Genomic DNA, 19,099 nt, shown 5'->3' with positions numbered 1-19,099 from the left:
CGGCCAAGGTTGGCCGCAGACGCCTGAGCTAGGAGCCATCATGACCCTGCCCCCCTTCGACGCCCACCTGGACCTGCAACTGGGCCGCGACATCGACCTGCCGCCGGCGCTGCTGTGGCGGGTGTGGACCACGCCGGCGCTGCTGCAGCAATGGTGGGCGCCGGCGCCGCTGACCACCCCCGAGTGCGAGATGGAACTGCAGCCGGGCGGCGTGTTCCGCACCGTGATGCAGGCGCCGGACGGCGCCCGCTACCCGACCAGTGGCTGCTTCCTCGACATCGTGCCGCAGCAGCGGCTGGTATTCAGCGACGCGCTGCAGCCGGGCTTCCGCCCTGCCAGCAAGCCCTTCTTCACCGCCATCATCAGCTTTGACGCGCTGGCCGACGGCGGCACCCGCTACAACGCGCGCGTGCTGCACAAGGACGCCATCGACCGCCAGACCCACGCCGACATGGGCTTTCACGACGGCTGGGGCCGCTGCATGGAACAGATGATCGCGCTGGCGCGCACGCTGTAGCCGGCGTGGCCCGGCAGAAAGCGCTTGCCGTGGCCGCCGCCGACCAGTAACGTATCATATCAATACGTTACTTGGACACCGCCATGCACAACCGCTTTGACCAGTTCCGCCGCAGCGCCCTCGGCCAGCAGCTGGAACAGCTGATCGACACCCCGCAGCGCTACCTCGAATACGCGGCGCTGTCGCGCGCCGGCATCCCGGCGGTGACGGCCATCGTCCACGATCTGCAGCACAAGTTCACCGAAGTCGCGGCCGACCAGAGCGCACGCCAGTTCTGCGGCGCCATGGTCGGCGACGTGATGCGCCGCCACGGCCACCAGCTGCTGCGCCCGCGCGGACGGGTGCCGGGCGGCTACTTCAGCTACGGCGCGGTGTGGTCGCCGCTGCCGCAAGCGCGCAGCTTCGCCGAGCTGCTGGCCAGCCTCGCCGCGATGCCGCAGCAGGTGCTGCAGCGGCTGGCGACCCTGCCGCCGGCACGCCAGCGCGCGCGCCCGGCCGGCACCGCCTTCTCCGCACTGGAGCACCTCTGCCACCTGCGCGATCTCGACGACGACGCCTTCCGCCCGCGCGTGCGCGCCATCCTCGAACAGCCGCAGCCGCTGCTGCACGGCGTCAACGGCAGCGAGTGGGCCATCGCCCGCGACTACCAGGCCCAGGATTACGCGCAGGCGGCCAGCGGCATGGTCCGCGCCCGCGGCGAGCTGCTGGCGCTGCTGCAGGGCTGCGACGCCGAGGCGCAGGCCCGCGTCGGCGTCTGGGAAGGGCGGCAGCGGCTGACGCTGGCGGAGCTGGTCGCCGACATGGTGGCGCACGACGACACCCACCTGCAGGAAATCGACGAGCTGCTGCTGGCACTGGACGGCTGTGCGGTGTGAGCCGCCGCCGGTGTCGCGGCCAAGCTTGGGCGTGCCGGCCAGCACGGGATGTATGGTTAAGGTATGATCATCATTTCACACAGCCATACAAACGATACGCCGGCACAGGATCACAGACGTATCGCTTGTGTGATTAACGTGTGATTGCGCGCCAACGCGGAATCACACCGTTACGGCAATTCATTGATAAACAATGATTTTGCCTGCAGATCGTTACCGCGCATGTGTGATTTATCTATTACCTGTGGCAAACCCCATACATACACCCGGCCACGGCGTCGCTTCGTGTGTGTTTTATTGTATTAACCGGCGCATCCTGTGTATGATCAGCGCTTATTCCCGTCTGCCGGAGAACGCGATGTCCGTACTGCCCGACTTTGAGAGTGCCGAATTTGCCCCGGCGCTGAAAGCCATCCGCAAGCAATTGCAGCTGTCGCGCACCGCGCTGGCGGCCCAGGTCGGGCTGTCCACCGCCGCCATCCAGCGCTACGAGGCGCAGGACGGCAGCAACATCAAGCCCAGCCGCGAAGCCTACGACAGGCTGAGCAAGGTGCTGGCGACGCTGCTGGCCGACAGCGCCAGCGCGGCGGCCAGCCCGCCACCAGCGGTGACGCCGCCCGTGACCGTGGCGGCCGCGGTTCCGGCGCCGGCCGCGCCGCTGCCCGCCGGCATCCTGCTGGCCGACGCCACGCTGGAACAGCTGATCGCCCGCGCCAAGGCGATGGGGGCGAAGAAGGTGACCGTCGAGTTCTGAGAACCTGTTCAAAGCGAGACAAGGCGAAAACGGCTGAGGAGGCGGAGTTGACAGGGGGTCAATGAGCATTCCGAAGCCGTTTTCAACGCCGTATCGCCCCATGTTGAGATCAGTCGCAGCAGACGTTGAACCGGTTCTGAGCCGCCGCCGAGTGTGATTCGTGACCCCGGCCGTCACGAATCACACCGCCTCCACCCGGCACTTGTTGCCGGCAGGCAGCAGCCGGCAAGCGCCGGCCCCTGGACCGCCGGTATGATCTGTGACAATCGGCGGCCACGAATCATACTTCATACACCGCGGCCTGCGGCCAACCTTGGCCGCAGGCCGCCACACGGCAAAACCCCCCGCAACCGGACGCCGGCAGCGGGGGGTTTTGTTGATGCTGGCGGCGCTCAGTCGTCGCGGGTCAGTACTTCCAGTAGCTCGATCTCGAAGATCAGGTTGGAATTTGGCGTGATGTGGGCGCCGATCTGGCGCTCGCCGTAGGCGAGGTGGGCCGGCACCCACAGCTTGCGCTTGCCGCCGACGCGCATGCCCATCAGGCCCAGGTCCCAGCCCTTGATCACGCGGCCGCTGCCAATCACGCACTGGAACGGCTTGCCGCGCTGGTAGGAGGAATCGAAGCAGGTGCCGTCCTCCAGCCAGCCGCGGTACTGGGTGGTAATCAGCGCGCCCTTGACCACCGCCTTGCCGTCGCCCGGCTGCAGGTCTTCAATCCGCAATTCTTCATTCATGCTGTCTGTCACTCCTTGTCTGAATACGGTGCCGAGTCTGGCGGCAACGCCTGCTTGCCGCTGACCGGCCTGATCTTGCCCGCCGCCAGCCGTGCGCGTTCGCGTGCGGTGTCGATATCGTCCGCCCGCGCCACCGCCACCCCCATGCGGCGGCGTTCGAAACTCTCCGGCTTGCCGAACAGGCGCAGGTCGGCGCCCGGCACCGCCAGCGCCTCGGCCACGCCGTCGAAGGCGATGCCGGCTTCGGCCAGGCCGCCGTAGATCACCGCCGACGCCGCGGCATCGCGCAGCGTGACGTCCACTGGCAGGCCGAGGATGGCGCGCGCGTGCAGCTCGAATTCGCTGTAGATCTGGCTGGCCAGCGTCACCAGCCCGGTGTCGTGCGGGCGCGGGCTGACCTCGGAGAACCACACCTGGTCGCCCTTGACGAACAGCTCGACGCCGAACAGGCCGCGGCCGCCCAGCGCGGCGGTGACCTTGGCCGCCATGTCCTGCGCGCGCTGCAGCGCCAGCGGCGACATCGGCTGCGGCTGCCAGCTCTCGACGTAGTCGCCGCGCTGCTGCAGGTGGCCGACCGGCGCGCAGAAGCGGGTGGCGATGCCGCCGGCGCCGTCACTGGCGCGCACGGTGAGCAGGGTGATCTCATAGTCGAAGTCGATGAAGCCCTCGACGATCACCAGGCCCTTGTCGACGCGGCCGGCGCTGAGCGCGTACTGCCAGGCGGCGGCCACGTCGTCCGGTCCCTTCAATAGAGACTGCCCCTTGCCGCTGGACGACATCACCGGCTTCACCAGGCAAGGGTAGCCGATGCCGGCGGCGATGGCCGCCTGCAGCTCGGCCAGGCTCGCGGCAAAGGCGTAGGGCGAGGTCGGCAGGCCCAGCTCCTCGGCGGCCAGGCGACGGATGCCCTCGCGGTTCATGGTCAGGTTGGCCGCACGCGCGGTGGGGATCACCTCGGCGAGGCCGTCGGCCTCGATGCGCAGCAGCTCCTCGGTGGCGATGGCCTCGATCTCCGGCACGATCAGGTGCGGCCGCTCGGCTTCCACCAGCGCGCGCAGCGCGGCGGGGTCGGCCATGTTGATGACGTGGCTGCGGTGCGCCACCTGCATCGCCGGCGCGTCGGGGTAGCGGTCGACGGCGATGGTTTCCACGCCGAGGCGCTGCAGGGCGATGACCACTTCCTTGCCCAGTTCGCCGCTGCCCAGCAGCATGACGCGTCGGGCCGACGCGGAAAGAGGGGTTCCGATACGCATGGGGATACTCGCGGGTGGCTGTCGATGCCGCATTTTAGCATGCGCGCCGGCCGCCACCGGGAGCGCACCGGCCGGCCGTCGCCGGCACCGGTCGCGGTCGAAATGTCGTCATTGTTGGCGATATGTAGCCAAAGTAAGGCAGTCGGAAACGAAAGCGCCGTAATGCGGCAAGCGCCGCGTGCTTGAATGGTGCGGTCAACCTTGCCCGGACCCAAACCATGCACCGTGTCGTCTCCCTGCTGTTGCCGCTGCTGCTGGCGGCCTGTACCACGCCGTCGGTGGTGCAGCTGCCGACCAGCAGCTACCCGCAGTTGCGGCCGCTGCTGGCGCAGGACAGTGGTGGCGGCATCTTCAATCCGGCCACCGCGCGGCTGTTCTTCGAGACCCAGATCGCCAAGCAGGTCGGCGACAGCATCGTGGTCACCATCGAGGAGGACGTCAGCAGCAGCAGCAGCCGGCAGCTGAACGACAAGGCCAGCGGCGCCACCAGCATCAACGGCCCCGGCGCGCTGCACACCATGCCGGGGCTGATCAAGCAGCTGTTCGAGGTCGACGTCGATTCCGACTACAGCATCAACGACAACGGCCAGAGCAGCGTCAAGAACAGCAACAAGGTCAACGGCAACATCATGGTGTCGGTGCTGGACGTGCTGCCCAACGGCTATCTGGTGGTCGGCGGCGACAAGGCGGTGCTGGTCAACGGCAAGCAGAGCGTGCTGCGCTTCTCCGGCATCGTCGATGGCAACCACATCCAGCCCGGCAACAGCATCTCGTCGAAGTACGTGATCAACGCGCGGCTGGACCAGGTCAACCAGAACATGCCGCTGGATGCCGGCGTGCTGGCGTGGGTGCAGTTGCTGTTCGGCGCCGCGGTCAGCCTGTACTGAGCGCAAGCCTGGCCGCAGGCGCTAGCGCGCGTCGCGCGGGCCGCCACCGCCGAACAGCAGCTGGTCGATGAGGAAGATCAGCTTGGCCTCGGTGCTGGCCCACTTGTCGAAGCCGAGACGGCGCGGCTCGTACACCACCCTGGCCAGCACGGCGCCGTCCTTGCGCAGCACCAGCGTGGCGTGATTCATGTACGGGAAATCCTGCTCCCAGGCGCGGCTGGCGGCGTAGCTGAGCGCAACGCAGCCGGCGGGCAGGGTGCCCGGCGCGTACACCTGGCTGGCCACGCCGCGGCGGCGCAGGGCATCCTCCACCACGCTCAGGAAATCCGGCACCGTCACCCGCTCGTTCCACTCGATGCACAGCTGCGCGTAGGGCGCCAGCCGCCGCTCGCTGGCCTGGCGCGCCTTTTCCGCCATCGCCTGCATCTCGGTGGCGGTGGAAAAGCCGAAGGTGAACACCTCGCGCACCGGGTTGGGCAGCGCCTGGATGGTGATGCAGCCGCCGAGGCTGGCGCTGGCCAGCAGCAGGCCGAGACGGACGAAGGGCGGGCAGGAGTGGGGCATGGGACGGCCGCGCGCGGCGGCAGGAGGGAGAGCCAGCCGGCAGTCTACGCGCGGCGATGTAGCGGGCAGTTTGTCGCTTTGTATCCATTCCCGTACACAACACACACACCGGCGTTGCAGCCGCTGTTTAAGCTGGCGCGATCGAGTTCCGGCGCAGGCCTAGATACCCATGATCTCCAGCAGTCCCGCCCTTACCGTCGCCCCCGGCGCCGCACCCGCCACGCTGCACGTGCTGGTGGTGGACGACGACGAAGACATCCGCAGCCTGATCTGCCAGTACCTGCACGGCTACGCGATGAGCTGCGTCGGCGTCGGCGATGGCCGCGCCATGCGCGAGGCGATGGCCAGCCGCCCGTTCGACGTCATCGTGCTCGACCTGATGCTGCCCGGCGAGAGCGGGCTGACGCTGTGCAAGGAGATCCGCAGCCAGTCCGCGGTGCCCATCCTGATGATCAGCGCCCACGGCGAGCCGATCGAACGCATCATCAGCCTGGAAGTCGGCGCCGACGACTTCGTCAGCAAGCCGTTCGACATCCGCGAGCTGGTGGCGCGCATCCACTCGGTGCTGCGCCGCACCCAGGCCGGGCGCCAGCCGGCCGCCGGCCACGGCAGCGACAAGCCGCCGCGCCAGATCCAGTTCGGCGACTGGCGGCTCAACGTCGGCCTGCGCCAGCTGCAGGACAAGCAGGGCGTGGTGATCCCGCTGTCCAACGCCGAATTCCGCCTGCTGTCGGTGCTGCTGCAGCGGCCGCGCACCATCCTCGACCGCGAGCTGCTGCTGGACCTGACCCGCGGCTGCACCGTCGACGCCTTCGACCGCAGCATCGACATCCTGATCTCGCGCCTGCGCCACAAGCTGCAGGACGACCCGCGCAACCCGCGCCTGATCCGCACCGTGCGCGGCGAGGGCTACATCCTGGACGCGGCGACCAGCTGCCTGTGACTCATGCGGCCAAGGTTGGCCGCATCAGCCCAGCACCCTGCGCGCCGCCACGTCGCCCCACCACGCCGCCTCCTCGAACAGCGACAGGCCGGACAAGTCCGCGTGCGCGAACAGGATGGGGCCGTCGGCGGCACGCAGCGCCGCGAGGCCGGCGTTGGCCAGAAAACCCGGCTGCGGGCTGGCCATGGCGTGGGCGCGCACGGTGAGACGGGCGGCCAGCAGCTGGCGGCGCAGGCGCGCGCCGTACACGGTGTACAGGTCCTGCATCGCCTGACCGAACAGCTCGTCGGCGCTGGCACCGGCCAGCCACTGCCGGGCGGTGGCCGGATCGTCCGCGGCAAGGGCGTGGTAGGTGGTGAACACGGTGCGCTCCGGCAGGGCGGCGCGGATCAGCTGGTGGGTGGCCACCACGTAGCCCAGGCTCGCGCTGCCGTACACCACGTTGTCCCAGGCCAGCGGCGACGTTGCGGGCTCTTTCGGGAAGCGGTCCAGCAGCACATTGCCCACCAGCCACGGCGCGCGCGGCGGCAGGTGGGCGCGGCTGAAGCCCAGCCCGGCCAGCTGCGGCAGCAGGTGCCAGGCGACGTGCAGCGGCGTGGCCACGATCACGCGCCGCGCCAGCAGCCGCTGCGCGCCGCCGGCGTCCACGTAATCTACCTGCACCTGCCGGCCCTGCATCTGGATACGCCAGGCGGCGCCGGGAAGCTGCCGTTCGGCGCCGATGCGCACGCGCATATGGCGCAGCAGCGGGTTCAGCCCGTCCGGCCAGGTGAGCACCGCGCCGTCGGCAGCGTTGGCCGCCTGGCCGCCGCGGGCGGCAAAGTAGTGCAGGCCGGCCCAGGCCGAGGTGTGCGCCAGCGTGCTGCCGTAGTCGTCGCGGCAGCAGTAGTCCAGGTACCACAGCAGGCCGGGCGCGGTGTAGCCGTGCGCCGCCAGCCAGGCGGCAAAGCTCTGCCCATCCAGCGCGCGCCAGGCCGGGTCGGTCGAGGCCAGCGCGGTGGGCACGGTGAACACGCGCCGGCCGTCGGCACCGTGCTGTTGCTGCAATTGTTTCACGTGAAGCAGGAAGCGCCGCTGCTGCGCGTCGTCGTCGGCGCCGAGGCCGCGCGGCAGCAGGCCGTCCTGCCACTGGCCGTCGCGCCACAGCCGCTCGTCCGGCGCGTGCACCAGCACGCGCTCGTCAAAGGTTGGCCGCAGGCTGTCGCCGCCGGCCTCGATCACGCCCATCTCGGCCAGCAGCTCGCGCACGTGGCCGGATTCGGGCGAGGGCAGCGGCAGGTAGTGGGCGCCGGTGGGGTAGCGCCAGCCGTCGAAGGCGCCGGCGGCGGCGTTGCCGTCCGGCTCCGGCCCGTTCAGCAGCACGAAGTCGCGGTAGCCCTCGCGCGCCAGCCGCCAGCCGGCAAATAGGCCGGCCACGCCGCTGCCGACGATGACGGTGTCGACGCGCCGCTCGCTACGGGGCGGTGGCAGCGCGGCGCTGTCGCGCAGGCGGTGGCCGTCGGCCATGCCGGGGCGCAGCACCTCGATCGGCAGCCCCCAGCCCAGCAGCTGTCGGCAGCCGCTCAGCAAGGGCAGACCGGCCAGCGCGGCGGCGGCGCGCAGGAAATCGCGGCGCTGCATCTAGCGGATCACCTGCGACCAGTCCTGCTCGAAGTAGTGCACCAGGCGCTGGTCGTTGAGCTGGTTGGGTGCCACCCGCCACGGCCGCATGTCGGGCGGGAAGAAGAACATCTGCCGCGTGGCCTCGCGGTCGAGGAAGGTCAGCGGCACGCGGTAGGCCTGCGGCGGCGTGTAGCCGGGGCGATGGGCGGCAATGATGAAACCCCACTCGCCGAAGGACGGCACGTAGGCGTGGTAGGGCGTAGTGGCCAGCCCGGCGGCGCGCAGCGTGGCGTTGATGCTCCAGTACGAGCGCGGCGCGTGGTAGGGCGAGGTCGACTGCACCACCGCCAGGCCGTTGTCGGCCAGATGGCGCGACAGCAGCCGGTACAGCGGCACCGAGTACAGCTTGCCCAGCGCAAAGCTGGACGGGTCGGGGAAGTCGACGATGATGGCGTCGAACACGTCGCCATTGCGCTCCAGCCAGCGCGCGGCGTCGTCGTTGACCACGCGCAGGCGCGGATTACGCAGCGCGCCGCCGTTGAGCGCCACCAAAGGCGCCGAGCGGGCGAACAGGCCGGTCATCGCCGGGTCCAGGTCCACCAGCGTCACCTCGCGCACATTGGGGTACTTCAGCACCTCGCGCGCGGCCAGGCCGTCGCCGCCGCCCAGGATCAGCACCCGCCGCGCCCACGGCAGCTTGGCCAGCACCGGGTGCACCAGCGCCTCGTGGTAGCGGTGCTCGTCGCGGCTGGAAAACTGCAGGTTGCCGTTGATGTACAGGCGCAGGTCGCCCTTCCAGCGCGTCAGCACCAGGCGCTGGTAGGGCGTGGTTTCGGCGTGGATCACGTCGTCGCCGTAGATGGCCTTCTCGTTCCAGTGCGTCAGCTCGTCGGCGGCGATGAAGCCGCCCCCCAGCACCAAGAGCACCAGCAGGCTGCGCAGGTACTGCAAGGTTGGCCGCAACAGTTCGCCGCGGAACACGCGGCAGGTCCACAGTGCCACCGCCACATTGGACAGGCCGAACAGCAGCGCCGAACGCGCCAGGCCCAGCCGCGGCGCCAGCACGATGGGGAACAAGAGCGACACCGCCAGCGCGCCCAGGTAGTCGAAGGTGAGCACGCGGCTGACCAGCTCGGCGAAGCGCTGCTGGCGCTGGTTGAGCGCGCGCATCACCAGCGGGATCTCCATGCCCACCATGGCGCCGGTGAGGAACACCAGCGCGTACAGGGTGAGGCGGAACGACTCGCCGCTCCAGGCAAACACGGCGAACAGGCTGCTGGCCGACAGCCCGCCCAGCAGCGCCACCAGCAGCTCGATCTCGATGAAGGTGTCCAGCACCCGTTCGTCTTTCACGTACTGCGACAGGTGCGAGCCGACGCCCATGGCAAACAGGTAGCAGCCGATGATGGACGAGAACTGCAGCACCGAGTCGCCCAGCAGGTAGCTGGCCAGCGCGCCGGCGATCAGCTCGTAGGCGAGGCCGCAGGACGCCACCACAAAAACGGACAGGATAAGCAGACGATCGCGCATGCAGGCACTCATGAAACGTGGGTAGAATGGCCATTATTGCCCAAGCCTGCCAAGGACGCTGCACATGTCGACCGCCTTCCTGCCTGCCCTGTTGGCCTACCTGTCCTATGTCGGCAGCGGCACCTTGCTGCTGGCGCTGTTCACCGTGCTGTACTGCCGCGTGACGCCGCTGAACGAGATGCAGCTGATCCGCCAGCACAACCAGGCGGCGGCGCTGTCCTTCGGCGGTGCGCTGCTCGGTTTTTCGCTGACGCTGGCCTCCAGCGCCTGGCATCTGAACACCCTGCACAGCTTCCTGCTGTGGGGCGTGCTGGCGCTGCTGGTGCAGATCGTGGTGCACATGCTGCTGTCGCGCTGCGTGCGCGACCTGCAGCAGGCACTGCAGGACAACAACACCGCGATGGGCCTCTTGGCCGGCAGCGTGCAGCTGGCGGTGGGCGTGCTCAACGCCGGCAGCCTGTCCTGATCCCGCCTGCCGCAGGCGGCCCGCACTGCGGCCAACCTTGATGGAGTCTTCGCCATGAGTCTGTTTTCCTTCATTTCCAAGCAGTTCATCGACATCCTGGAATGGCAGGAGGAGGGCGACGGCGTGCTGGCCTGGCGCTACCCGATGCAGGACAACGAAATCCAGTACGGCGCCAGCCTGACGGTGCGCGAATCGCAGATGGCGGTGTTCATCAACGAGGGCAAGATCGCCGACGTGTTCGGCCCCGGCATGTACAAGCTCACCACCCAGACGCTGCCGGTGCTCACCTACCTGCAGCACTGGGACAAGCTGTTCGAATCGCCGTTCAAGTCCGACCTGGTGTTCTTCAGCACCCGCCTGCAGCTGGGCCGCAAGTGGGGCACGCCGCAGCCGGTGACGCTGCGCGACAAGGACTTCGGCATGGTGCGCCTGCGCGCCTTCGGCATCTACAGCTACCGCATCACCGACCCCAAGCTGTTCTACGGCGAGGTCAGCGGCACCCGCGACAGCTACACCGTGGACGATCTGGAGCAGCAGCTGCGCAACCAGGTAGTCGCCACCATGGCCAGCACCCTGGGCGGCAGCGCCGTGCCCTTCCTGGACATGGCGGCCAACCAGGGCCTGATGGCCGACACCATCAAGGCGGCGCTGCTGCCGGTGTTCGCGCGCTACGGCGTGGCGCTGGACAGCTTTGCGGTGGAGAACATCTCGCTGCCGGAAGAGCTGCAGAAGGCCATCGACAAGCGCATCGCGATGGGCATGGCCGGCGACCTCGGCCAGTACACCCGCTACCAGGCGGCGGAAGCCATCCCGCTGGCGGCGCAGAACGAGGGCGGTCTGGCCGGCATCGGCGCCGGCCTGGCCGCCGGGGTCGGCGTCGGCCAGATCATGACCCAGGCCATGCAGCAGACGCTGCAGCCGGCGACAGCTGCGCCGGCCGCCGACGCCCCCGCCGTACCGCCCGCCGATGCCGGCGACAGCCCGCAGGCCAAGCTGGCGCAGCTCAAGGCGCTGCTGGATGGCGGCCTGATCACCCAGGCCGACTACGATACGGCCAAGGCCGACGTGCTGAAGAAGCTGGTGGGCTGAGCATGATCAACCAACCTGCGGCCAACCCTGCCTGATGTACCGCGTCGCCTGCCCCGCCTGCGGCGCCGAAGTGCGCTTCCACGCCACCAGCTCGGTGCTGGCGGTGTGCCCGTATTGCCACAGCACCCTGCTGCGCGATGCGGACAGCGTGCGCGACATCGGCAAGATGGCCGCGCTGCTGGATGACTACTCGCCGCTGCAGATCGCCAGCGCAGGCATCTGGCACGGCCGCCAGTTCACCGTGGTGGGCCGCATCCAGCTGGCCTTTGATGCCGGCAGCTGGAACGAGTGGCACGTGCTGTTCGACGACGGCGAAAGCGCCTGGCTGGCGGAAAGCGTCGGCCAGTACGTGCTGACCCGGGCGCAGGGCAGGAGCGATACGGCCCCGCCTTTCGACCAGCTGCGCGCCGGCCAGGGCTGGCAGCAGGACAACCGCCACTTCATTTTCAGCGACATCCGCCAGGCGCGCTGCGTCGCCGGCGAGGGCGAACTGCCGCGCCGGCTGCAACCCGGCTACGACGCACCGGTGGCCGACGCCCGCAGCGGCGGCCACTTCCTGACCCTGGACTACAGCGACGGCCCGCCGCCGCAGCTGTATCTGGGCGAGGCCGTCACCCTCAAACAGCTGAACATGCAGCGCCTGCGCGACGAGCGCATGATCGAGGCCGCCACCGGCAAGCTCAAGGGCAGCGTGCAGCAGCTGGACTGCCCGCAGTGTGGCACCGGCCTCGACTACCGTGCCGGCACCGCCATCCACCTCAACTGTCCGGCCTGCGGCAGCGAGGTCGACATCCAGGGCGAGCGCGCCACCGTGCTGCGCCAGCACCAGAGCGTGCAGGGCAGCATGCTGCGCTTCACCCTGGCCAACGGCAGCGAAGCCACCATAGACGGCAAGACCTGGACCATCATCGGCCTGCTGGGCTGGGTGGAAAGCGCGGATCGCGACAGCCGCTGGAACGAGTACCTGCTGTACGAGCCGCAGCAGGGCTTCCGCTGGCTGACCGAAACCGGCGACGGCTGGTGGCTGGGCACGCTGATGGACGTGTGGGTGGACGAGGCCACCGCGGAGTACGCGCTGTGGGGCAAGCAGCGCTTCGGCGCGCGCTATCCGCCCTACCTGGCCCGGATAGACTATGCCGCCGGCGCCTTCCCGTGGCGCGCCCGTCTCGGCGACAGCGTGATCCTCAACGAATACCAGAGCCGGGACGGCAACACCCTGCTGGCCAGCGAACAGGGCCCGCAGGAGCTGACCTGGAGCAGCAGCCGCAAGGTCAGCGACCAGGACATGGCGCGCTGGTTCGGCAAGGACGCCCCGCTGGTATCGGCTTTCCGCAGCGCGGGCACTGCCGCCGGCAAGGCCGCCTTGCGCCCGCTCGGCTACGGCGCCGTGGCGCTGCTATGGCTGCTCAATGTACCGCTGCTGCTGACCGGCGACAGCAGCGAGATCATCGGCATCTGCTTCATCGCCTCCGTCATCCTGTTGCTGCCGCTGGAAAGCTGACATGAGCCGCCTGACCTATCTGCTGTACTGCGCCGCAATCGTGCTGGTCAGCACGCTGATCAACTACACCGCCAACAGCGACGATGGCGGCAGCTATCGTAGCAGCAGCGGCCATTCTGGCGGTGGCGGCTTCTTCGGCGGCCACAAATGAGCCACCTCGGCGAACACCTGCTGGCCGACCTCTACGACTGCCCGGCGGCCGCGCTGGCCGACGCCGCCGCGGTGGAACGGGCGCTGCATGCCGCCGCCCGTGCCGCCGGCGCGCACGTGCTGGCCGGCCACTTCCACCATTTCGGCCCCGGCCAGGGCGTCACCGGCGTGCTGCTGCTGGCCGAGTCGCACATCAGCATCCACACCTGGCCGGAACACGGCTACGCCGCCGTCGACCTGTTCCTGTGCGGCCGGGCCGCGCATCAGGCCGCGCTGGCGGTACTGCAACAAGCGCTGCAGGTTGGCCGCAGCGAACAGCGCTGCGTGGCCCGCGGCCAGCTCCCCGCCCGCGTCTAGAACAGCCCGCCCTGCGCCGCCGCGCCGCCCCAGGCGATCTCGCCGCGGCCGCGCTCGGCCAGCCAGCGGTTGGCCTGCGAGAAATGGCGGCAGCCGAGAAAGCCGCGGCTGGCCGACAGCGGCGACGGGTGCGCCGCCTTCAGCACGCAGTGGCGGGCGGCGTCGATGCGCTCGGCCTTGGTGTGCGCCCAGTTGCCCCACAGCAGGAACACGCAGCCGGGGTTGGCCGCGTTCACCGCGTCGATCAGCGCGTCGGTGATCGCCTGCCAGCCGAGCTTGCCGTGGCTGCCGGCGCGGTCGGCTTCCACCGTCAGCGAGGCATTCAGCAGCAGCACGCCCTGCGCCGCCCAGTGCGTCAGGTTGCCGCTGGCCGGCGGCGGCAGGCCGAGGTCGCCGAGCTGTTCCTTGTAGATGTTGCGCAGGCTGGGCGGGATCTTCACCCCGTCCGGCACCGAAAAGCTCAGCCCCATCGCCTCGCCGGCGCCGTGGTACGGGTCCTGGCCGATGATCACCACGCGGATGTCGGCCGGCACCACGTGGCGCAGCGCGTTGAACACCAGCTCGCGCGGCGGGTAGATCACCGCGCCGGCGGCGGCGCGCTCCGCCAGTTTCGCGTCAATCGCGGCCAGTTTCGCGCTGATGGCCGGCGTTGCCAGCAGCTGCTGCCAGTCGGCGGGCAGGGCGGCGAGGGCGGGGGCGAGGTAGTTCATGACAGGTCCTTGGTTTCCAGCCACGAAAAGACACGAACGAGTTCAGGCCGTAAGCGGTGGTTGCGGCAGCAACCCCTGGCGCCGGCGTCGCCCTGACGCCCGTCGCTGGGCGCGTTTTCCAGGCCGACACCCCGCGCTTGGGTCCTGATTTTTCGTGTCGTTTCGTGGGAGTGTGGCAAAAAGAAAGCCGCCCAGCGGGCGGCTCGGGTGCGGCCAACATGCGCCTAGTAGCGCGCCATCGCCGGCTCGACCTCGTCCGCCCACGCCGCCACGCCGCCGCGCAGGCTCAGTACCTGCTCGAAGCCGGCGTTCTCCAGGAACAGGCCGACCTGGTAGCTGCGCACGCCGTGGTGACAGATGGTCACCACCGGGGTGTCATCCGGCAGCTCGTTGTGGCGCAGCGGGATCAGGTTCATCGGAATCTGGCGCGAGCCGGCGATGCGGCACAGCGCGTACTCCCAGTCCTCGCGCACGTCGAGCAGCACCGGCTGCGGGCGGGAAGCGTCGGCCAGCCAGTCGGCCAGCTCGCGGGCGTTGATTTCGCGGATCATCAGAAGCTGAAGCGCGACGGCTCGATCGCGTCCAGCTGCTGCAGGCGCGCGATATTGGTATCGAAGCTGACGCTTTCCTGATAGGCGGTTTCGGACACGCGGGTGATGATCTTGGCGACCATTACCGGCGCATCGCCGACGATCACCGCCATGCGGCCGCCGACGGCCAGCTGCGCCTTCAGCGCTTCCGGCACCACCGGTACCGAACCACCGACGCAGATCACGTCGAACGGCGCCTGCGCCGCCAGGCCTTCGATGCCGTTGCCCTGGCTCAGCGTCACGTTCTTGATGCCGGCGGTCTTGAGGTTGGCCGCGGCGTGCTGCAGCTGCTGCGCGTCGATGTCGACGCTGTACACGTGCTGGCCGACGGCGGCCAGCAGCGCGGTCAGGTAGCCGCTGCCGGTGCCGATTTCCAGTACCTTGTCGCTGGCTTTCACCTGCAGGTCCTGTACCAGGCGGGCTTCGACCTTCGGCTCCAGCATGGTGCAGCCATTGTCCAGCGGCAGCTGGGTGTCGACAAAGGCCAGCGCGCGCTTGTCGGTCGCGACAAAATCTTCGCGTTTCACGTGGAACAGCAGATCGAGAATGGAGGTGTCGAGCACGTCCCACGGACGGATCTGTTGCTCAACCATATTGAAGCGGGCTTGTTCGAAATTCATCGGAAACTCCGGCTTGGATTCAAGACAATATCAAGGACGACTCTGAAAACCGGGCTGCGACAACCGGGCTTTCGCAATCGTCCAAACGATTGCTAACTTGCGATTATCCCACATTTACCTTACCTTCACAGCATCGCTAGGGGTCCTGCTCCGGCTTGTGTACCATCCGCGCCAAGGCGCCGGCGGGGACAGCAGCCGCAGCGGGTGAGAGTCACCCTTCGAACCTGACCCGGATAATACCGGCGTAGGGAAGCGTAATCTGCCAGACACCGCCCGCTGCCATCCGTTCCGCAGCACGGCGGCCAGCCTTGCAGCCGGATCTCCCGGGCCGCTCCTTGCGCCGTTTCATCGCCTTGGAGAACCTGCCCGATGAACGCGCCTGCCAAACTGAACGAACAAATGGTGGTGGATTCCGCCGCCATCCAGCCACTGCCCAACTCCCGCAAGATCTACGTCGAGGGCAGCCGCCCCGACCTCCGCGTGCCGATGCGCGAGATCAGCCAGGCCGACACCCCGACCCAGTTCGGCGGCGAGCGCAACCCGCCGATTTACGTCTACGACTGCAGCGGCCCGTACAGCGACCCGCAGGCACAGATCGACATCCGCTCCGGCCTCGCCCCGCTGCGCGCGGCGTGGATCGCCGAGCGCGACGACACCGAGCTGCTCGCCGGCCTGTCCAGCGACTACGGCCGCCAGCGCGAGGCCGACCCCAAGCTCGTCGACCTGCGCTTCAACCTGCAGCGCCAGCCGCGCCGCGCCAAGGTTGGCCGCAACGTCAGCCAGATGCACTACGCGCGTCAGGGCATCATCACCCCGGAAATGGAATTCGTCGCCATCCGCGAAAACCTGAACCGCAAGGCGTATATCGAATCGCTCAAGGCCACCGGCAACAGCCGCCTGCTGGAGCTGATGACCCGCCAGCACGCCGGCCACAGCTTCGGCGCCAACCTGCCGGAAGAGATCACCCCGGAATTCGTGCGCCAGGAAATCGCCGCCGGCCGCGCCATCATCCCCAACAACATCAACCACCCGGAAAGCGAACCGATGATCATCGGCCGCAACTTCCTGGTGAAGATCAACGGCAACATCGGCAACAGCGCGGTAACGTCGTCGATCAGCGAAGAAGTGGACAAGATGACCTGGGGCATCCGCTGGGGCGCCGACACCATCATGGACCTGTCCACCGGCAAGAACATCCACGAAACCCGCGAGTGGATCCTGCGCAACTCGCCGGTACCGATCGGCACCGTGCCCATCTACCAGGCGCTGGAAAAGGTGAACGGCAAGGCCGAAGACCTGACCTGGGAAATCTTCAAGGACACCCTGATCGAGCAGGCGGAGCAGGGCGTCGATTACTTCACCATCCACGCCGGCGTGCGCCTGCAGTACGTACCGCTCACCGCCGGGCGCATGACCGGCATCGTGTCGCGCGGCGGCTCGATCATGGCCAAGTGGTGTCTGGCGCATCACCAGGAAAACTTCCTGTACACCCACTTCGAAGACATCTGCGAGATCATGAAGGCCTACGACGTGGCCTTCTCGCTGGGCGATGGCCTGCGTCCGGGCAGCGCCTGGGACGCCAACGACGCCGCGCAGCTGGGCGAGCTGAAGACGCTGGGCGAACTGACCCAGATCGCGTGGCAGCACGACGTACAGGTGATGATCGAAGGCCCCGGCCACGTGCCGATGCAGCTGATCAAGGAGAACATGGACAAGGAGCTGGAGTGGTGCCACGAGGCGCCGTTCTACACCCTGGGGCCGCTGACCACCGACATCGCGCCGGGCTACGACCACATCACCAGTGCGATTGGTGCGGCACAGATCGGCTGGTACGGCACCGCCATGCTGTGCTACGTGACGCAGAAGGAACACCTGGGCCTGCCGAACAAGAACGATGTGAAGGAAGGCATCATCACCTACAAGCTGGCCGCCCACGCCGCCGACCTGGCCAAGGGCCATCCGGGCGCGCAAATCCGCGACAACGCGCTGTCCAAGGCGCGCTTCGAGTTCCGCTGGGAAGACCAATTCAACCTCGGCCTCGACCCGGACAAGGCGCGCGACTTCCACGACGAGACACTGCCGAAAGACAGCGCCAAGGTGGCACATTTCTGCTCCATGTGCGGCCCGCACTTCTGCTCGATGAAGATCACGCAAGATGTACGCGAATTCGCCGCCAAACAGGGCATCAGCGAACAGGACGCGCTGCAGAAGGGCATGGAAGTGAAGGCCATGGAGTTCGTGAAGGGCGGCGGCAAGCTGTACGACAAGGTGTAAGCCGGTTTTGCTTCACGTGAAACAAAAGGTTGGCCGCAGCGATGCGGCCAACCTTTTTTGTTGTCGCACATAGAAACAACCACATGACCGGGCATGAGCATCACAATTTTATTTGCATAAAATGATGTGCTGTAATGCAATGCTTACCCCGCCATCACGTCAGAAATCTCCCGATGAAACGCATGACCCTGCTCCTCATCACCGCACTCCAACTCCCGGCCATTGCCGGGGCAAGCGCCATCGACGCCATGATCATCAATGGGGAGTACTCACAAGCGTACCAAACAGCGCATCAGGCACTGGCGACAGCAAGCGACAACACTGCTCGGCAACAGGCAAAACGGGATCTGGCCCGAGTATTGATCCAGCAGGACAAACTGCAGCAGGCCGAATCCCTGCTGCATGAATTGCTGCACGGTGATGGTGCCGTCGTACCCGACACGCTGCTCTATGCGGACATCCAGGATGCACAGGTCTCGGTACTAAGAAGAACACTCCGCAGCAAGGAAGCATTGCCCTACGCGGAACAGGCCTTGGCTTTGCGTCGCAAACTGCTTGGCGAGGAACACTTGCTAGTCGCCGAATCGCTGAACAATTTGGCACTGTTGTTGGTCGACATGAAAAAAACCGACACCGCAAAAGTTCTTTATCAACAAGCACTGACAATGCGGCAGAAAATAGCCGGCCCGGAGAGTTACGAAGCCGCCGAAACCTTGCATAACCTCGGCACCTTGTACGCCAGAGCAAAACAATACGACGATGCCGAGCAGCAGTTACTATCCGCCTTACGCATCAAGCAAAAAATACTCCGACCAAACCACCCGCGCATACTCAATACGCTGTCACGACTGGGATCCGTGTATACGGACAAAAAGCATTATCCGGAAGCGATCACGACACTAAACGCGGTGATGGAAGGCATGCAAGAAAACGGCATGGCAGAAAGTGTCGTTGCCGGCATCACACAACGCGAGCTTGCAGATGCCTACCATTACCAACGGCAAATCGAAGCGGCAGAACGACACTACAAAGCATCCCTGGGTACGCTGGAAAAGGTGCTTGGCACACAGCACTATGCCTATGGAGTGGCTTTGAACGGTCTTGGCTGGCTCTACTATAAAAATGGCCGCGCCGACGATGGCAAAAAGATGATTGCAGAATCCGAAAGCATCATGGATAGGGCACCACGCTAAACCAAGCCACCATCTTGCGGCCAACCTTACCGCCGGACAGCAAAACGGCAGCCGTCAGCGGCTGCCCTTGCTCATGGCGATGGCGCCGAATCAGCCCTTGCGCCGGTAGCTGACGCCGGGGAACACGCGGATGATGTCGTCGCCGCTTTGCGCCTTGCTGTCGGCTTCCAGCAGCTGCCAGTAGTGATCGCCGTCGAACAGGTCGCGATAAACCGGGATGCCGTCCTGGTAGAACATCAGGTGGTGGCCGATGAAATCGTCGAGCGGGCGCGGCGAGCTGTCGTCCTGCATCACGAACATCACCGCAGTGCTGGGGGCCAGTTCGCGGATCTGCTCGCGGTCGGCCTGCCACAGCCCGACAAAGATCAGCAGCACCGAGAACATCAGCAGCGTCCACGCCGCGGCGAAGGTGGACAGCACCGCCAGGATCGTCGCCCCGGTAAAGTAGAACCGACTGTCAAACATGATGCGCCCCCCTGTGCTGTCACAC

21 protein-coding genes and 1 riboswitch are annotated in these 19,099 nt (G+C 67.2%); of the genes, 12 read left to right on the top strand and 9 right to left on the bottom strand.

Features of this window, described 5'->3' with window-relative positions:
* Nucleotides 1–40 precede the first annotated feature (40 nt).
* From IE100_RS13125 to IE100_RS13115, 3 genes are all read left to right on the top strand, one after another.
* On the top strand, nt 41–517 hold the full coding sequence (locus IE100_RS13125; protein WP_189374809.1) for an SRPBCC family protein: 477 nt from the start codon (nt 41–43) through the stop codon (nt 515–517).
* An 83-nt stretch (nt 518–600) separates the two neighbouring features.
* Nucleotides 601–1,392 (top strand): DinB family protein, encoded by a 792-nt coding sequence (locus IE100_RS13120; protein ID WP_189374808.1) that lies wholly within the window; start codon nt 601–603, stop codon nt 1,390–1,392.
* Between the two features lie 358 nt (nt 1,393–1,750).
* Nucleotides 1,751–2,146, top strand: a complete 396-nt coding sequence (locus tag IE100_RS13115; protein ID WP_189374807.1) for a helix-turn-helix domain-containing protein — start codon at nt 1,751–1,753, stop codon at nt 2,144–2,146.
* A 392-nt stretch (nt 2,147–2,538) separates the two neighbouring features.
* Here IE100_RS13115 and IE100_RS13110 read toward each other — a convergent pair whose 3' ends face one another.
* Together IE100_RS13110 and purT are read right to left on the bottom strand one after the other, a co-directional pair.
* A complete protein-coding gene (locus tag IE100_RS13110) occupies nt 2,539–2,880 on the bottom strand; it encodes an FKBP-type peptidyl-prolyl cis-trans isomerase (RefSeq protein WP_189374806.1) in 342 nt (113 codons plus the stop codon).
* An 8-nt stretch (nt 2,881–2,888) separates the two neighbouring features.
* Nucleotides 2,889–4,133, bottom strand: a complete 1,245-nt coding sequence (gene purT / locus IE100_RS13105; RefSeq protein ID WP_189374805.1) for a formate-dependent phosphoribosylglycinamide formyltransferase — start codon at nt 4,131–4,133, stop codon at nt 2,889–2,891.
* Between the two features lie 218 nt (nt 4,134–4,351).
* On the opposite strand from purT, the gene IE100_RS13100 reads away from it, so the two are divergent.
* Nucleotides 4,352–5,020, top strand: coding sequence for a flagellar basal body L-ring protein FlgH (locus tag IE100_RS13100; protein WP_189374804.1), 669 nt, complete (start codon nt 4,352–4,354; stop codon nt 5,018–5,020).
* 21 nt (nt 5,021–5,041) lie between these two features.
* Here IE100_RS13100 and IE100_RS13095 read toward each other — a convergent pair whose 3' ends face one another.
* Nucleotides 5,042–5,584 carry a hypothetical protein gene (locus IE100_RS13095; RefSeq protein WP_189374803.1) on the bottom strand — a complete coding sequence of 181 codons (543 nt, stop codon included), beginning with the start codon at nt 5,582–5,584 and terminating at the stop codon, nt 5,042–5,044.
* Between the two features lie 169 nt (nt 5,585–5,753).
* Here IE100_RS13095 and IE100_RS13090 point away from each other — a divergent pair, with 169 nt between their 5' ends.
* On the top strand, nt 5,754–6,527 hold the full coding sequence (locus IE100_RS13090) for a response regulator (RefSeq protein WP_189374802.1): 774 nt from the start codon (nt 5,754–5,756) through the stop codon (nt 6,525–6,527).
* 24 nt (nt 6,528–6,551) lie between these two features.
* On the opposite strand, the gene IE100_RS13085 is transcribed toward IE100_RS13090, so the two are convergent.
* Nucleotides 6,552–8,147 (bottom strand): NAD(P)-binding protein, encoded by a 1,596-nt coding sequence (locus tag IE100_RS13085; protein WP_189374801.1) that lies wholly within the window; start codon nt 8,145–8,147, stop codon nt 6,552–6,554.
* The gene (locus tag IE100_RS13080) at nt 8,148–9,659 is read right to left on the bottom strand and encodes a polyamine aminopropyltransferase (protein ID WP_189374800.1); all 1,512 of its coding nucleotides are present in this window, start codon (nt 9,657–9,659) and stop codon (nt 8,148–8,150) included.
* Nucleotides 9,660–9,723: 64 nt separating this feature from the next.
* Here IE100_RS13080 and IE100_RS13075 point away from each other — a divergent pair, with 64 nt between their 5' ends.
* The 5 genes from IE100_RS13075 to speD are packed head-to-tail and all read left to right on the top strand — an operon-like array spanning nt 9,724 to nt 13,222.
* Nucleotides 9,724–10,125 carry a DUF350 domain-containing protein gene (locus IE100_RS13075; protein WP_189374799.1) on the top strand — a complete coding sequence of 134 codons (402 nt, stop codon included), beginning with the start codon at nt 9,724–9,726 and terminating at the stop codon, nt 10,123–10,125.
* Between the two features lie 60 nt (nt 10,126–10,185).
* Entirely contained in the window at nt 10,186–11,214 is a 1,029-nt protein-coding gene (locus tag IE100_RS13070; RefSeq protein WP_229800379.1) for an SPFH domain-containing protein, read from the top strand.
* Nucleotides 11,215–11,248: 34 nt separating this feature from the next.
* Nucleotides 11,249–12,715, top strand: a complete 1,467-nt coding sequence (locus IE100_RS13065; protein WP_189374797.1) for a DUF4178 domain-containing protein — start codon at nt 11,249–11,251, stop codon at nt 12,713–12,715.
* 1 nt (nt 12,716) lies between these two features.
* The gene (locus IE100_RS13060; RefSeq protein ID WP_189354559.1) at nt 12,717–12,866 is read left to right on the top strand and encodes a hypothetical protein; all 150 of its coding nucleotides are present in this window, start codon (nt 12,717–12,719) and stop codon (nt 12,864–12,866) included.
* Nucleotides 12,863–13,222 (top strand): adenosylmethionine decarboxylase, encoded by a 360-nt coding sequence (gene speD / locus IE100_RS13055; RefSeq protein ID WP_189374796.1) that lies wholly within the window; start codon nt 12,863–12,865, stop codon nt 13,220–13,222. The genes IE100_RS13060 and speD overlap by 4 nt, the downstream gene beginning before the upstream one ends.
* Here speD and IE100_RS13050 read toward each other — a convergent pair.
* From IE100_RS13050 to IE100_RS13040, 3 genes are all read right to left on the bottom strand, one after another.
* Nucleotides 13,219–13,932 (bottom strand): uracil-DNA glycosylase, encoded by a 714-nt coding sequence (locus IE100_RS13050; protein WP_189374795.1) that lies wholly within the window; start codon nt 13,930–13,932, stop codon nt 13,219–13,221. The two genes, speD and IE100_RS13050, sit on opposite strands and share 4 nt — an antisense overlap.
* Before the next feature lie 224 nt (nt 13,933–14,156).
* Entirely contained in the window at nt 14,157–14,483 is a 327-nt protein-coding gene (locus IE100_RS13045) for a rhodanese-like domain-containing protein (protein ID WP_189374794.1), read from the bottom strand.
* Nucleotides 14,483–15,142: a protein-L-isoaspartate O-methyltransferase family protein gene (locus tag IE100_RS13040; protein ID WP_189374793.1), complete on the bottom strand. Its 660-nt coding sequence runs from the start codon at nt 15,140–15,142 to the stop codon at nt 14,483–14,485. Before IE100_RS13040 ends, IE100_RS13045 begins: the two co-directional genes overlap by 1 nt.
* A gap of 128 nt (nt 15,143–15,270) precedes the next feature.
* Nucleotides 15,271–15,410, top strand: a riboswitch (TPP riboswitch).
* Nucleotides 15,411–15,511: 101 nt separating this feature from the next.
* Here IE100_RS13040 and thiC point away from each other — a divergent pair.
* Nucleotides 15,512–17,416 (top strand): phosphomethylpyrimidine synthase ThiC, encoded by a 1,905-nt coding sequence (gene thiC, locus IE100_RS13035; RefSeq protein WP_189374792.1) that lies wholly within the window; start codon nt 15,512–15,514, stop codon nt 17,414–17,416.
* A 173-nt stretch (nt 17,417–17,589) separates the two neighbouring features.
* Nucleotides 17,590–18,609 (top strand): tetratricopeptide repeat protein, encoded by a 1,020-nt coding sequence (locus IE100_RS13030; protein ID WP_189374791.1) that lies wholly within the window; start codon nt 17,590–17,592, stop codon nt 18,607–18,609.
* Nucleotides 18,610–18,699: 90 nt separating this feature from the next.
* Here IE100_RS13030 and IE100_RS13025 read toward each other — a convergent pair whose 3' ends face one another.
* Nucleotides 18,700–19,074: a hypothetical protein gene (locus IE100_RS13025; RefSeq protein WP_189374790.1), complete on the bottom strand. Its 375-nt coding sequence runs from the start codon at nt 19,072–19,074 to the stop codon at nt 18,700–18,702.
* Nucleotides 19,075–19,099: the final 25 nt, after the last annotated feature.

This window comes from Vogesella alkaliphila (assembly GCF_014652475.1).
GTDB classification, from domain to species: domain Bacteria; phylum Pseudomonadota; class Gammaproteobacteria; order Burkholderiales; family Chromobacteriaceae; genus Vogesella; species Vogesella alkaliphila.
Note: the sequence above shows the minus strand (reverse complement) of the source record. Positions and strands in the feature narration are given on the sequence as shown.